The 14,598-nt window shown below is 37.7% G+C and carries 11 protein-coding genes; 1 reads left to right on the top strand and 10 read right to left on the bottom strand.

Annotated elements, in window-relative coordinates; translation table 11 throughout:
* Positions 1-5: 5 nt before the first annotated feature.
* The 9 genes from FLS47_RS08405 to FLS47_RS08365 form a co-directional block, all read right to left on the bottom strand.
* Complete coding sequence (locus FLS47_RS08405) at positions 6-926, bottom strand: TIGR01777 family oxidoreductase (protein ID WP_149913922.1); 921 nt, start codon at positions 924-926, stop codon at positions 6-8.
* Complete coding sequence (locus FLS47_RS08400; RefSeq protein ID WP_149913921.1) at positions 926-2,359, bottom strand: phytoene desaturase family protein; 1,434 nt, start codon at positions 2,357-2,359, stop codon at positions 926-928. The genes FLS47_RS08405 and FLS47_RS08400 overlap by 1 nt, the downstream gene beginning before the upstream one ends.
* A 168-nt stretch (positions 2,360-2,527) precedes the next feature.
* Positions 2,528-3,430 carry a sulfite exporter TauE/SafE family protein gene (locus FLS47_RS08395; protein ID WP_149913920.1) on the bottom strand — a complete coding sequence of 301 codons (903 nt, stop codon included), beginning with the start codon at positions 3,428-3,430 and terminating at the stop codon, positions 2,528-2,530.
* Positions 3,431-3,467: 37 nt separating this feature from the next.
* The gene (locus FLS47_RS08390) at positions 3,468-6,062 is read right to left on the bottom strand and encodes a TonB-dependent receptor (RefSeq protein WP_149913919.1); all 2,595 of its coding nucleotides are present in this window, start codon (positions 6,060-6,062) and stop codon (positions 3,468-3,470) included.
* A 503-nt stretch (positions 6,063-6,565) separates the two neighbouring features.
* Positions 6,566-8,350 (bottom strand): acyl-CoA dehydrogenase family protein, encoded by a 1,785-nt coding sequence (locus tag FLS47_RS08385; protein WP_149913918.1) that lies wholly within the window; start codon positions 8,348-8,350, stop codon positions 6,566-6,568.
* A gap of 91 nt (positions 8,351-8,441) precedes the next feature.
* On the bottom strand, positions 8,442-9,617 hold the full coding sequence (locus tag FLS47_RS08380; RefSeq protein ID WP_149913917.1) for an acetyl-CoA C-acyltransferase: 1,176 nt from the start codon (positions 9,615-9,617) through the stop codon (positions 8,442-8,444).
* Between the two features lie 44 nt (positions 9,618-9,661).
* Positions 9,662-10,012 (bottom strand): four helix bundle protein, encoded by a 351-nt coding sequence (locus FLS47_RS08375; protein WP_149913916.1) that lies wholly within the window; start codon positions 10,010-10,012, stop codon positions 9,662-9,664.
* 37 nt (positions 10,013-10,049) lie between these two features.
* Positions 10,050-12,476, bottom strand: coding sequence for a 3-hydroxyacyl-CoA dehydrogenase/enoyl-CoA hydratase family protein (locus FLS47_RS08370; RefSeq protein WP_149913915.1), 2,427 nt, complete (start codon positions 12,474-12,476; stop codon positions 10,050-10,052).
* Between the two features lie 18 nt (positions 12,477-12,494).
* Positions 12,495-12,941: a MarR family winged helix-turn-helix transcriptional regulator gene (locus FLS47_RS08365; protein ID WP_149913914.1), complete on the bottom strand. Its 447-nt coding sequence runs from the start codon at positions 12,939-12,941 to the stop codon at positions 12,495-12,497.
* A gap of 288 nt (positions 12,942-13,229) precedes the next feature.
* Here FLS47_RS08365 and FLS47_RS08360 point away from each other — a divergent pair, with 288 nt between their 5' ends.
* A complete protein-coding gene (locus tag FLS47_RS08360) occupies positions 13,230-14,192 on the top strand; it encodes an isopenicillin N synthase family dioxygenase (protein WP_149913913.1) in 963 nt (320 codons plus the stop codon).
* Between the two features lie 40 nt (positions 14,193-14,232).
* Here the strand turns inward: FLS47_RS08360 and FLS47_RS08355 are convergent, their stop codons facing one another.
* Positions 14,233-14,589, bottom strand: a complete 357-nt coding sequence (locus FLS47_RS08355; protein WP_149913912.1) for an MmcQ/YjbR family DNA-binding protein — start codon at positions 14,587-14,589, stop codon at positions 14,233-14,235.
* Between the last annotated feature and the right edge of the window lie 9 nt (positions 14,590-14,598).

Here is a 14,598-nt window from a genome sequence, read left to right as displayed (position 1 = left end):
TAATGTTATTTTTTAGTTAGATGTTCAAAAGCAACTGATGTAGTTGAATAATTATAGTTAAAACCTTCTTTTGAAGGTTGAGTAGCATATACAGAATTTGTGAGTAGAAGCATATCGCTTTCCACTCCTTTGAAATATGCGCCCATTTTTGCAAAAAGTGTTGGCAATGGCATTCCGATTGGCATTCCCACTGACCTTCGTAGATTTTTCATAAATTCTTTATTTGATATTGGTTCAGGTACACATGCGTGATATAGTGTCGATGGTGACTCGCGATCGATAATCCACACCACCATTCGAATTAAATCCAATTCATGTATCCAAGAAACATATTGTTCACCATCTGCCACTTGTCCTCCTAAGCCGAATTTTGCTAAAGGATATAACTCCTTATACATGCCAAACTTTTTGGATAATACTGGGCTTAACCTAAGAATGACTTTATGTGTTTTAGGTGTATTAGACTGGACAAAGGTTTGTTCCCATTGTTCGGTTAGCTTAGCTAAGAAAGTATTGCCATAATCTTTTGACTCTTCGTCATGATATCCTACTACTCCTTCAAAAACAGATATGCCAGAAAAATTAATCCATAATCGAGGTGGTAAATTTAATTTTTCTATTGCTTCACCCAAAATTTGAGTAGGTTTTAAACGAGAATGAAATAACTCTTTTTTATTTTCCTCTGTAAAGCGACATTGAATAGATTTCCCACTTAGATTGATTAAAGTATCTACATCTTCGAGCTCATCAACCCAAGATCCTATAGCTTCTCCATCCCAAAGAATATATTTGATTTTTGGGTTCATTGAATTCATTCTTTGTCTACTTAAGATGATAACTTCATATCCCGACTCAGCAAATGTTTTGGACAACAATTTCCCAATATTGCCCGTCCCTCCAGCTATTACAATCTTTTTCGAAACCATTATAAATTTACTTTTATGTTGAAATGATCTTTTAAGGCAATACGAGCTGCATGAAATCCACACATTCCATGTACTCCTCCTCCAGGAGGTGTAGCAGATGAACAGATGTAAACTGACTTATTGGATGTGCGATGTGGATTCAAAGAAATGGTCGGACGTGTATACAACTGCGAAACATCCATGATTCCGCCATTGATATCTCCACCTATGTAATTTGGATTGTACGCTTCCATTTGCTGCGGACTAAATGTATATCTTGCTAGAATAGTTTCTTTAAATCCTGGCGCAAAACGCTCTATTTGATTTTCTATAATATCGGTATAATCAACCGTTGAACCATTTGGTACGTGGCAATATGCCCAGCCCGTATGCTTACCTGCTGGCGCTCGGGATTTATCAAATTGACTTTGTTGCGTGAAAAGCACGAAAGGTTTATCCGTTATTTTCCCTCGATGTCCATCTTCTTCAGACAATGCTATATCATTGAATGTACCACCAATATGTATTGTTGCCGCTTGACGAGCACGCAAATCCGTAAATGGAGTTTCTTCAGAAAGCGCCCAATCGATTTTGAACACGCCCATTCCTTGTTTGTATCGTTGCAACTGCTTCGCATAGAAAGGTGTAAAACCTAAACCTTCAATATTTAACAATTGCTTCGGTGTCAAATCCAACAATAACACTTTATGTTCTGGAAGATCAAATCTATTTTTTAGCCAAAATCCAGTCTGAATTTTTCCACCCAAGGATAAATAATACGCTTCTAAAGCATTTGCAATAGACTGAGAACCTCCTGTCGGTATCGCCCAACCATAGCGATGCCCAACTCCCATAAGCACCAACCCAATAGCGGAAGTAGTGAAATTATCTAGTGGTTGAATACCATGCGCTGCCATTCCAGCCCATAGCGCTTTCGCCTTCTCTGTTTTGAAATGTTTAGCAAGCCATGAAGCAGGTTGTATCGCATGTAAACCAAAAGTTGCAAGATTAATTGGGAATTTGGGTAATCCCAATGGCCCCATCGTATCTTTAGCCAGTTTTTCCCAATTGTTAACGACTGGTTCTATCAAGCTTCTGTAGTATTCGCCGTCCTCCCCCAACTCCCTAATCGTCTCGTGTAAATCACGATTCAACACAGAACCTTCTTCGCCAATTAACGGATGTGCAGCTTCATATTTTGCATATTCGAAAGACAATCCATAATCTGCTAATGGAATAGAACGCATAAAAGACGACGCCATTGCCATAGGATGTATAGCTGAACAAACGTCATGCTTAAATCCTGGTAAGGTTAATTCTTTCGTCCGCATTCCCCCACCAATGGTATCCGCTCCTTCTATGATAAGCGTAGAAAGACCTTGCTGCTGCAATGTAATTGCGGCGGCAAAACCATTCGGTCCAGAACCTACTATTATTGCGTCGTATTTTGTCAAGAATTTAAATTATTATTACCTACAAAAGCTCAATTCGCTTTCTAAGTTAACAGTTATCTTGGTCAATTTTATGAATCAAATTTTTTCTTTTAAGATTCTACATTTTTATATACGAAAAAAGCTGTATCAAATAATTTGATACAGATTTATAAATTGATTGATAAGCCTTTATTTTAAAAAACTAAATAGACTATACCCAGAAGTAAGTACTACTAAGACACCAACTAATATTAATAAAACTTTGGGATTTACTTTTGATGCTACATAAGCTCCGATAGGTGCTGCGATTACTCCTCCTATCACTAAGCCCAGTACAATATCCAAATGCTGTACTCCTAAAATGAAGATGAACACAATGGTTGCAAAATAGGTTACAAAAAATTCTGCCGTATTCACAGTGCCAATTGTTTTACGGGGATTGTGACCTTGACTCAATAAGTTTGAAGTAACAATGGGTCCCCAACCACCTCCGCCAATCGCATCAAACAATCCACCAAATAAAGCTAGAAATGGTGCATACTTTGTTTTTGGCTTTGCATCACCTTTCTTGCGTACTGCTTTAAAAATCAAATAGCCTCCTAAAAAGATTAAATACGCAGAAATATAGGGCTTTATGACACCTCCATCCAATACATCGGACAAGAGATATGCTCCCAATCCAGCTCCTAGAACTCCTGTAAATACAATCTTGTAAAATAATTTCTTATCCAAATTATTGAATCGGATATGTGACAAGCCTGAAACACCTGTTGTAAATATCTCTGATGTATGTACACTGGCTGATGCCAATTTAGGTGGTATACCTAGACTGAGTAATAATGTTGTACAACTAACACCATATGCCATTCCTAAAGCTCCATCAATCAATTGTGCAAAGAATCCTGCCACAATGAACAAAAAGAATGTGGTATCAAAATCTACTGTATTGTTATGTACAGCTTGTGTAATCAAATAACCAAAATAGGATATGATTACAACTTTTAGTAACAATATAAATCCTACAATTGGCGATAATAGTTTTTTCTTATTTGCAACTGTGAGTATTTCTATAGCTTGTGTTTTATTACTCATATCTTGATTAGTTTATTGAGTTAATTTACTCTAATTATTATCTCAAATTATATCTTAAAGTCACACCGTAAGTAAGTGGATCTCCTACTACACCTGCATACTGACCAAAATTTCCTGGAGCTGCCAATAGTTGCTCATAGTAATCTTTGTTTGTTAAATTTCTGCTCCAAACAATTACAGATAATCCATTGCTCGCACGGAAACCAACACGTCCATTCAACAAAGTATATGCATCAATATTCAAATGTGCTGATGGAGAAGAACTGGACGAGAATTTAGAACGATAGAAAGCATCCACACCTAAGAAATAAGTACCTTGTAGACTCAAGAAATTACCTTTTTTAGTTAATTCAGGAGCGATAGTCCACGAATATTTTGAAATACCCGGTAGCTGACCGCCAGATACATCTTTGAATGCTTGTGCTCCACCGACTTCTTCCAATGGAACTGGCGCATTAGTAAATGAATCGTATTTACCATCTGTATAAGCAAACGCTGCGTTCACTCGTAACAAATTGCTGAGTTTAATACTTCCATCCAATTCCAAACCTTTCACACTTACTTTCTCCGCATTGGCTAGATATCCTCTATTTACACCTGGATCTGGCGTTTGCACTTGAGTTTGGTAATCTTTAATACTTGTTTGGAAAATTGTTAAATTCAAGAATGCATTCTGAATTGGATTTGTTTTTACCCCAAATTCGTAGTGATTGACAGATTCTGGTTTTACCTCTGCTAATTCTGTCGCTACTTTACCATCAATAACGGGCAGACCACCTACGTTGATACCAATTGGCTTATAAGATTTAGAATAAGTGACGAAAGTATTGTAATTCAGGTTAAATTTATATTGTAAAGACAATTGTCCAGACAAATTACCTGCATCCGCATCGACATCAAATTGTTGATTAGAATATATGCTGTTTACAGCAGCTAATTGTGCATCCGTATATTTGATAGTATTCTCGATATATTTAGTACGGTCATAGTTAGCTACTTTTTTGTCATAATTGTAGCGAATACCTGGCAATACGTGAATTTTGTCCGTAATAACCCAATCTAGCTGACCGAATACTGCTAAACTTGTACTCTTAATACCATATTTTGTACGAATACCTACTTTATCAATCAAACCAGGTCCCCATTGTGTAGCCGTAGCATTATTTTGCTGAAAGCGCCATAATGCGTCACCCGCCTCTTCTGTATGTACTGGGTCGGTACGTAAATCTTGCCACAATCCAAACACACCGACAACACCACTAATTTTTTCATTGATATTACCAGAATATCTGAATTCTTGGGACCATTGGTCATGCTTCGAAGTTCCTGATGAAATGGTGTAAACTGGAATACCCAAATAATCTCTATCATTCAATGGTACCCATTTCCAATATCTCCAAGCCGAAGTAGATGTTAGAGTTCCATTACCAATTTTATAGTCAAAATTTAATGAAGCGCCCCCCAATTCGTTATCTGCCTTTGATCGCGTATCTAAATCAACTTTACGTTCGAATGCACTTTTATAAGGGATTTCATAACCCAAATCTTCAATAATCTTATTAAACTGTCTATATTCTGAACGCTGATTTTTCACTACACCAGCAACTGCCCAACCATATCCATCTGGCTTTTGAATAGTTCGATCACCCGTCAACGTAACTTTCAAGTTTTCTGTTGGCGTATACAACAATTGTCCACGTAGTCCCAAATTGCTAATATCATTAATTTGACGATCTGTATGCACATTGTAAAATAGTCCATCACGTTGTGTACCAGAAAATGAAACTCTTGCCGCTAACTTATCCTTTACAAGAGGTCCTGTAATTGAAGCTTTACCTTGTACATAACCGTAATTACCATAACTTACTTCAAAATTAGCTCCCGGAATGAAGGAAGGAAGTCTTGAGGTAATATTGAAAGCGCCAGAAGTAGTGTTTTTTCCAAACAATGTTCCTTGAGGGCCACGCAATACTTCAATCTGTTCGATATCAATGAAATCTAACGCTGTAGCTGCTGGTCGTGCTATATACACACCATCCAAATAAAAACCTACACCTGGGTCGATACCATCATTTGTCAAACCGTATGTAGATCCAAGACCACGAATATTTAAAGTTGTATTACGCGGGTTGGAAGCATACAATTGTACCGAAGGAATAACCTCTTTAATACGGCTTACGTTGAATGCTCCGGCAACTTCTATAGTGCTTGCTTTTACTAATGAAACTGGGATAGGAATATCTTGAATCTGTTCTGTACGGCGACGAGAAGTTACAAAAACCTGCTCCAAAGAATTTACGCTTTGTTTTAATTCGATAACAGCTGGAGAAGTTTCGATAACTAATTTTTGAGTTTCATAGCCCAAGTAAGAAACGATAACCGTAAAAGGTAATTTTTGTCCAGTAACAAATTGAAATTTACCGTCTCTATCTGTTCTAACTTGGTGAGTCACTGCATCCAATTGCACGGTGACACCTGAAATTGGTTCTTTAGTATCTGCATCAATCACAGTACCAACCAACGAAGCATTAATAATAGGTTTTGGATCTTTTTGTTGTGCTTGTACCGCGCCCGCAGTTCCAAGTAATAAAGATAATCCGAAGGAAATGCTATAAATAGCTTTATAATTCATAAATTTAAATCGTTTAGTAGTGAATATTACAAGTATCAATGCCAATCGAAAACTTGTTCATTATTTAACAAAATCAAGGGGAAGCCTCACACTTCCCCTATCTATATACATAAGGGGAAAAGAAACTATCTGCACATTCGCATGTTCCCACGCAAAAGATTTTGTTTAATAAGTGTAGTCCGCGCTATCAGATCTGTTTTTAGTAATTTGTAAAATTGATTCATTCTCAAAAGTTTAATATTAAGGTTGATTAATTCCATCTTTGCTCTCATAATGAATGAGATAACGATGCAAATATAAAAACAAAAAATATAATGTCTACTAATTTTATAGATTTTATATACTTTATTATTTAAAAAACTGAATATCAATAATATAATTTTTTAAAATTAACTAGAATAATATTTTAATAACCATAATTTAATCCGTATGTAGAATTATTAGCACAAAAAAAGCCCGCTAAGAAGCGGGCTAAAATCAATCAACTTAATTAAAACTGTTATTTAAAAACAATACTTATTTTCTTCTATTAATTTTCGTGCAATACGTTGACGGGCATCCTTCACGTTGAAAGGTTGAGCTTTAGTAAAACGACGAATACCTACAAGCATCATATTCAATTCATCACCTTCTCCAAAAGAATACAAGGCTTCTTTCGCAGCCACATTAACCTTATCAATTGTAGTGTATAAATATACACGAGCCATGTCCGTTGCAAGAGCGGCTGCTTTGTCCCCTTTTGTATGGTATAATTTTTCCGCACGTAATAGCACAGATTCTGCAACATACACGTAACCGATAATATCCGCTATATTCATTAAGATCTCTTGTTCTTTCGACAACGACATCATCAATTTTTGAACCGCAGCACCTGCCACCAACAAACCTGCTTTTTTAAGATTAGCGATGACTTTTTTCTCCGCTGCAAAAGGTGTTTCATCTTCTTCACCAAAATCTGGAATAGACAGCAATTCACCAGCCACCGCTTGCGCAGGTCCCAGTAAGTCTAACTCGCCTTTCATCGCACGTTTCAACAACATATCAACCACCAACAAACGGTTTACTTCATTCGTACCTTCAAAAATTCTGTTAATACGTGAATCGCGATACGCTCTTTCCATCGGTGCTTCAGCAGAATACCCCATTCCGCCATAGATTTGAACGCCTTCATCCACCACATAATCCAACATTTCCGAGCACCAAACTTTGATAATCGCACACTCAATAGCAAATTGTTCTACAGATTTTAATTTAGCTTTTGCTTCATCCATTCCCCCTGCGACTAATGCATCGTATGCATCATCGATGTTTTGTCCAGCGCGATACGTGGCAGATTCAGTAGCAAAAAGTCGTATTGCCATTTCAGCTAATTTGTAACGAATAGCACCAAATTTGGAAATCGGTAAATTAAACTGCACACGCTCATTTGCATAGTTCACCGCGCGAGAAATAACTGCACGTGCAGAACCAATCGTAGCAGCACCCAATTTGATACGCCCAATGTTTAGAATATTCACAGCGATTTTGAATCCATTTTCGCGCTCCGAAAGCATATTTTCGACCGGAACAGGGCAGTCGTTAAAAAACACTTGACGTGTCGACGATCCTTTGATACCCAATTTATGCTCTTCTGGGTTCATAGTGATACCACCAAAATCTTTTTCTACAATGAAAGCAGTTAGATTTTTATCGTCATCAATTTTGGCGAAAACAATGAAAACATCTGCAAATCCACCGTTTGTGATCCACATTTTTTGACCATTTATCAAATAATGTGTCCCTTCTGCATTCAACTTCGCAGAAGTACGACCTGAGTTCGCATCGGAGCCCGAGTTTGGCTCTGTCAAACAATAAGCGGCTTTCCATTCGCCTGTTCCCAACTTTGGAATATATTTAGCCTTTTGCGCTTCATTTCCATAATACAAAATTGGCAATGTACCTATCCCCGTATGGGCTGATAACGCTACCGCAAAAGAAAATCCACCGCCTACCGCATCCGTAACCAACATCGATGTGTTGAAATTCTTACCAAAGCCACCGTATTCCTCTGGAATGGACACGCCCAACATGCCCAATTCACCTGATTTATCCAGCAAACTTTGCATCAAGCCCTCTTCTTGCGCATCAATGCGATCCAACTTATTTAGTACTTCCGTATCCAAAAAATCCAAACAAGTCTGACGAATCATCTGTGCTTCTTCATCAAATTCCTCTGGAATGAAAATATCTGTGTATGTAGTTTCTTTAATTACAAACTCCCCGCCCTTGATTGTTGCTTTGTTACTCATAGTTTTTAATTGATTAAGGAGAAAAGAATAAGTCTTAATTTCTTATTCTTTTTATCATAATTTATAATCTTTAATGTTTGCCCTCTTATTTCTAATCAAGCATTTCAAAAATTCCTGCTGCACCTTGTCCCGTACCCACACACATGGTCACCATGCCATATTTTCCACCGCGTCGTTTCAGTTCATTCAAAACCTGCACGGTTAATTTTGCTCCAGTACATCCTAATGGGTGACCTAAAGCAATAGCACCACCATTCACATTGATTTTTGATTCATCCAAACCTAACTCACGGATAACTGCCAACGATTGTGAAGCAAATGCTTCGTTCAATTCGAACAAATCAATATCCTCTTTCTGCAAGCCAGCCATCTCCAAAGCCTTTGGAATTGCTGCAATTGGTCCAATCCCCATGATGCGTGGAGGCACTCCTGCTACTGCATAAGAAATTAATTTTGCGATTGGTTTTAAGCCAAGTTCTTTCACTTTTCGTTCGGACATCACCAATACAAAAGCTGCACCATCTGAAGTCTGGGAAGAATTACCTGCCGTAACTACTCCGTCTGCTGCGAAAACCGGTTTCAATTTGGCCAACGCATCTAACGTTGAGTCCGCGCGAGGACCTTCATCTGTATCTACGACATATTCGCGTGTTGCCATTTTGCCATCTTTGACATAATTTTCCTTGATTTTAATCGGAACGATTTCATCTTTGAAAACTCCAGATTTAATTGCGCTCACAGCTTTCTTATGTGAATTCAACGCAAAAGCATCTTGATCTTCACGTGAAACGTTAAATTCATGCGCGACAGCTTCTGCTGTCAATCCCATTCCCCAGTACCAATCAGGATTCTCCTTTGCTGTCTTTGGATTTGGAACTATCTTCCACCCACCAAATGGCATCCCTGACATCACCTCTGCTCCACCAGCGATAATAATATCCGCCATGCCAGTTTTAATCTTTGCTGTCGCTGTCGCAATAGTATCTAAGCCCGACGCACAATAGCGGTTGACTGTTACACCTGGAACTTTGTCCGTATCTAATCCCATCAGTGAAATGAAACGCGCCATATTCATCCCTTGCTCAGCCTCGGGCATCGCATTACCGACGATGACATCGTCAATTTCTTCTTTATTTAAATTGGGCACTGAAGCCACTAAATGTTTTATAACTTCTGCTGCTAAATCGTCTGCACGCAAGAACCGAAAACCACCTCTCGGCGCCTTCGCTACTGCCGTACGATATCCTGCTACTATATATGCTTCCATTTTTCTGTGTTTTAGTAGTGCGTAATGTGTATTGCGTATGGAGATTACTTCATTGATTTCATCAAATTGTAAAGCATCTTTTGTACAGCTTCTACCTCATCACATAGTTTATTCTTAATCGAATCATCTATATACTCCAATCTATTAAGCAGTTCTAATTGTGTCTCCAATTCATATGCCGAACCGTTTGCAATTCCCAAAAATTGAACAAATTCACCTTTTGTATTTCGCCCCGCATCTTCAGCAATGTTAGAACAAATTGAAACAGCACATCTTCTAATTTGAGTCAGAAGGCCAAACTTTTCCGTGATAGGTAGATTTTCTGTACTCAGATATACTGAAGTAGCTAAATCCATAGCCTTTTTCCAAACAACTAATTCTCGAAATTTATGCATACTCAATTCTCACTACTTAATATTCAATACTTCAAGACTAGTTCCTCAAAGGCTTCCCTTTTGTCAACATATGCTGTATACGCTCTAATGTTTTGCGTTCAGCACATAATTCCAAGAAAGCTTTGCGTTCTAAGTCGAGTAAGTATTGTTCCGAAACTTCCGTTGGTGCTGAGAGGTCGCCCCCACACATCACATAACCTAGTTTTTCGGAGATTTTCTTGTCGTGATCTGAAATGTATTTACCTGCACGCATCGAGTCAGCGCCTACATAGACAATGCCCAAACCTTGGTTACCCAATACTTTGATATCCGTACGTGGAATTGGTTGTACATAACCTGCTTCTGCCAATTCAATAGCTTTAGCTTTTGCATCAGCCAATAATCGTGTACGATTCATCGTAATCGCATATTTTCCTTGTTGCAAATAACCTAACTCGAATGCTTCGACAGCTGAAGTTGACACTTTAGCCTGACCTATAGTCAAAAATCTATCTTTTAAAGTAGTCTGCACAATTTGCTCTGGCTTGTACTCATCCGAAGCACGCAATGCAAATTCTTTTGAACCGCCACCACCTGGAATTACACCAACACCAAATTCAACCAATCCCATATATGTCTCAGCGTGCAACTGCACAAAATCAGCATGCATCGAAAACTCACAACCACCACCTAAAGTTAATTGAAATGGAGCTGCAACTACAGGAATTGATGAATACCGAAGACGCATCGCTGTATTTTGGAACATACGAACCGCCATATTCAACTCATCGTAATCTTGCTCTACTGCCATCATAAATATCATACCGATATTCGCTCCTGCGGAGAAATTTTTCCCGTCATTCGAAATCACTAATCCACGGTAATCTTTTTCCGCAATATCAATTGCTTTGTTGATACCTTGAATTACATCACCTCCAATAGTATTCATTTTGGTATGAAATTCACAGTTGATAATTCCATCACCCAAATCAATGATTGAAACTCCAGAGTTTTTCCAAATCGTTTTCGAGTCACGGATATGGTCTAATACGATTAAATCTTCCGTACCCGGAATTGGTTTATACGATTTGCTTGCTATATCATAATAATGGCGAACACCATTTTCTACTTTGTAAAAGCTCTCAGCACCCGACGCCAACATATCATGCACCCACTGTGCTACTTCACCTGTTTGACCTGGAAGGCGTTTTTCCTCTGACTGAATCTTGCCTAAAGTTTCACGAACTCCCAAAGCATCCCAAACTTCAAAAGGACCTATTTCCCAACCGAAACCCGCACGCATCGCATCGTCAATACGGAAAAAATCATCCGTAATCTCAGGTACACGTTTTGAAACATATTCGAACAAAGGGTAATGCATAGCGCGAAAAAGTGCAGCCGCTTTATCTGTACCTTGTTCATATACTTTCATGCGCTTGCGAATATCTTCCACCAACTTAGTAGCTTCTAATGTCGAAGACTTAACTTTTTGTTGCGAGCCATATTCTAAGGTTTTCAAGTTTAAAGACAAAATTTCAGAACTACCGTCAGCCGCTTTTACTTTTTCATAAAAACCCTTTTTTGTCTTTTCACCCAACCATTTATTTTCGACCATCTTGGTGATGTAATCAGGCAATTTGAAGACACCTTTAGCCTCGTCATTTGGTGCATTTTGATCCAAACCATTAGCCACGTTGACTAAAGTATCCAAACCAACCACATCTGCAGTACGGAAAGTTGCCGACTTAGGATGTCCCATAGCTGGACCAGTGTATTTGTCGACTTCTTCGACTGACAAGTCTAACTGACTCACTAAATGTGTCAAAGCCAACATCGAGTAAACACCAATACGATTGCCTATAAAGGCAGGAGTATCTTTACACAATACAACTGTCTTACCCAACATTTTGTCACCAAAATGCATTAAGAAATCAACAACTTCTTGTTTAGTGAATGCTGTTGGAATAATTTCTAATAATTGCAGATAACGAGGAGGATTAAAAAAGTGTGTGCCACAAAAATGAGCTTTAAAATCATCCGATCTACCTTCATTCATCATATGAATAGGAATACCAGATGTATTGGAAGTGATTAAAGTTCCTTGTTTGCGGTATTTTTCGACCTGTTCAAACACAGATTTTTTAATATCCAAACGTTCGACTACAACTTCGATAATCCAATCAACCTGCGAAATTTTGGACATATCATCCTCAAAGTTTCCTGTCTGTATTCGCTTCGCATAAGATTTGCTAAATAGAGGCGCTGGATTAGATTTTATTGCGGTATCAAGTGAGGTATTAACAATACGATTTCTTACCGCAGCACTTTCTAATGATAACCCTTTCGCTTCTTCGGCGGGAAGCAATTCCTTTGGAGGAATATCCAAAAGCAACACCTCTACACCAATATTAGCAAAGTGGCATGCGATACGCGAACCCATCACCCCCGAACCCAACACTGCTACTTTTTTAATGCTTCTCATCATAAGTTTATATTTTTTTGATTACTCTTCAACCATGACTTGTGGTTCATATTTATTTGCCAAATCATTTAATTTAGCAAGCATTTGTGCTAACTGTTGTCTTTCTTTCTCGGTAAATTGCGCATCCAAATATTCATTGAAGCCTTTCACGACATCTTTTGCAATTTTTCGTTTCTCCACCCCCAAAGGAGTTAAAAATACCTTCACAGAACGTTTATCTTGTGCGCTAGCCTCTCTATAAATGAAGCCTAAACTTTCCAAATTCACTAACACGCGCGAAAGCGATGTCGTCTTTACACCTGTCAAAGTGGCTATTTGTGATACAGGTGTTCCCTCTTTGTGAATATTGATTAATATATACCCAGCTGCCTGCGTAAAACCATACTGTGTAGCTATTGCATTGTATTTATTCGCTACAGTTTGCCAAGCGGCTTTTAAAAAATAATCAATTGTTTTATTCTGGCTCATAGTCAATTCGGTAAAATGGCTAACCTGCATTTATTATGCACGCATAACAAATCTATAGATTAGAATTTAATATTTCAAGAATTATGTTGTTTTTTTTAATAAAATTGTGTCTGAAATTGATTAAACACATCATTGGTTAATAGATATAATCAGTATCAAGGCAAAATGTGGATAACTTTTAAGCATTGATTATCTAATAATTAGCGCGAATATACGATAGGTTATAAACATAATCAATATTGTATATGCGAATAATGCTTTAACTTTGTGAAAACAAAAAGCAAAAATATGGCATTAGTGAATATTCCTCGTCTAGATCTACATGATTATACTCAGGGGTCTACCGAGCTTCGCGCTCAATTTGTACAAAATATCGGTAAAGCATTTAATGAGACCGGCTTCGTAACAATTGCAAATCATGGACTTAGCCCTGCGTTGATCGAGGAGCTTTATGCTGTCGTAAAAGCTTTTTTTGATTTACCGCAAGAAACAAAAGATAAATATGAATATCCGGAGTTAGCTGGCCAACGTGGTTATACTAGTAAAGGCAGAGAAAAAGCCAAAGACGCTAAGGTTCCAGATTTGAAAGAGTTTTGGCAGCGTGGTCAAACTATTATAGGCGAAGAGTACTCAAAAGCGGACTTCCCGGACAATCCATCTGTAGCTGAATTACCGAAATTTAACGAGATAACTGCCGAAATTTACAAAAAACTTGAAGATGCTGGGCGTAATCTGTTGAAAGCCATTGCTTCCTATTTAGAATTAGAAGAAGATTATTTTGAAAAATATGTAATCAATGGCAATTCAATACTGAGAGCTATTCACTATTTTCCTATCGAAAATCCAGAATCTATTTCTGATGATGCCGTAAGAGCAGGTGCACATGAAGACATCAATTTGATTACTTTATTAATTGGAGCTAGTGCTGATGGTTTAGAGGTATTAACGAAAGATGGCCAATGGTTTCCAATAAAAGCTAAAGGAGAAGATATTGTTGTGAATGTAGGAGATATGTTGCAACGGTTAACTAACAATAAATTGAAATCAACTACACATAGAGTGGTGAATCCTCCTCGTGAATTGATGAAGACATCACGCTATTCTGTGCCATTCTTCTTACATCCAAAGGCAAGTATGAGCTTAGAATCATTAGATTCATGTATTTCGGAAGAATATCCAAAATTATACGAAGATTATACAGCAGGTCAATATTTGGACGAACGCTTAAGAGAAATTGGTTTGAAAATGTAATATAACTACAAAAGGCAATCTTGAGGATTGCCTTTTGTAGTTATATAGTTTCTCGCATACTTTTAGGAAGGGATTTGACCACTAAATCAAAGCTATGATCAATTAGATCTAATAACTGTTTCGGGTTCAATTCTCGACCAAGAAAAACCGTATTCCAGTGTTTTTTATTCATATGATATCCTGGAAATATAGTTTGATCGTATTTCTCACGTAGTTCAATTGCATATTCAGGATCACATTTCACGTTGAAACTCAAATTCTCCACTTGATCCAAACCGATTAAAAGAAACACTTTACCTGCAATTTTGAAAACAAGCGTATCAGGTCCAAAAGGTAATTCTTCAGTGACCAATTGATGCTTTTCTAAGCAATGCGATCTAATATCTTCAATATGCATAGTAAAATT

Source organism: Sphingobacterium cavernae (genome assembly GCF_008520265.1).
Classification (GTDB): Bacteria; Bacteroidota; Bacteroidia; order Sphingobacteriales; family Sphingobacteriaceae; genus Sphingobacterium; species Sphingobacterium cavernae.
This window is presented reverse-complemented; position numbering and strand designations above follow the sequence as displayed.

Coding starts and splice junctions, on each gene's coding strand:
- FLS47_RS08405 (WP_149913922.1), bottom strand. CDS start 926: ATGGTTTCGAAAAAGATTGTAATAGCTGGAGGGACGGGCAATATTGGG.
- FLS47_RS08395 (WP_149913920.1), bottom strand. CDS start 3,430: ATGAGTAATAAAACACAAGCTATAGAAATACTCACAGTTGCAAATAAG.
- FLS47_RS08390 (WP_149913919.1), bottom strand. CDS start 6,062: ATGAATTATAAAGCTATTTATAGCATTTCCTTCGGATTATCTTTATTA.
- FLS47_RS08385 (WP_149913918.1), bottom strand. CDS start 8,350: ATGAGTAACAAAGCAACAATCAAGGGCGGGGAGTTTGTAATTAAAGAA.
- FLS47_RS08380 (WP_149913917.1), bottom strand. CDS start 9,617: ATGGAAGCATATATAGTAGCAGGATATCGTACGGCAGTAGCGAAGGCG.
- FLS47_RS08375 (WP_149913916.1), bottom strand. CDS start 10,012: ATGCATAAATTTCGAGAATTAGTTGTTTGGAAAAAGGCTATGGATTTA.
- FLS47_RS08370 (WP_149913915.1), bottom strand. CDS start 12,476: ATGATGAGAAGCATTAAAAAAGTAGCAGTGTTGGGTTCGGGGGTGATG.
- FLS47_RS08365 (WP_149913914.1), bottom strand. CDS start 12,941: ATGAGCCAGAATAAAACAATTGATTATTTTTTAAAAGCCGCTTGGCAA.
- FLS47_RS08360 (WP_149913913.1), top strand. CDS start 13,230: ATGGCATTAGTGAATATTCCTCGTCTAGATCTACATGATTATACTCAG.
- FLS47_RS08355 (WP_149913912.1), bottom strand. CDS start 14,589: ATGCATATTGAAGATATTAGATCGCATTGCTTAGAAAAGCATCAATTG.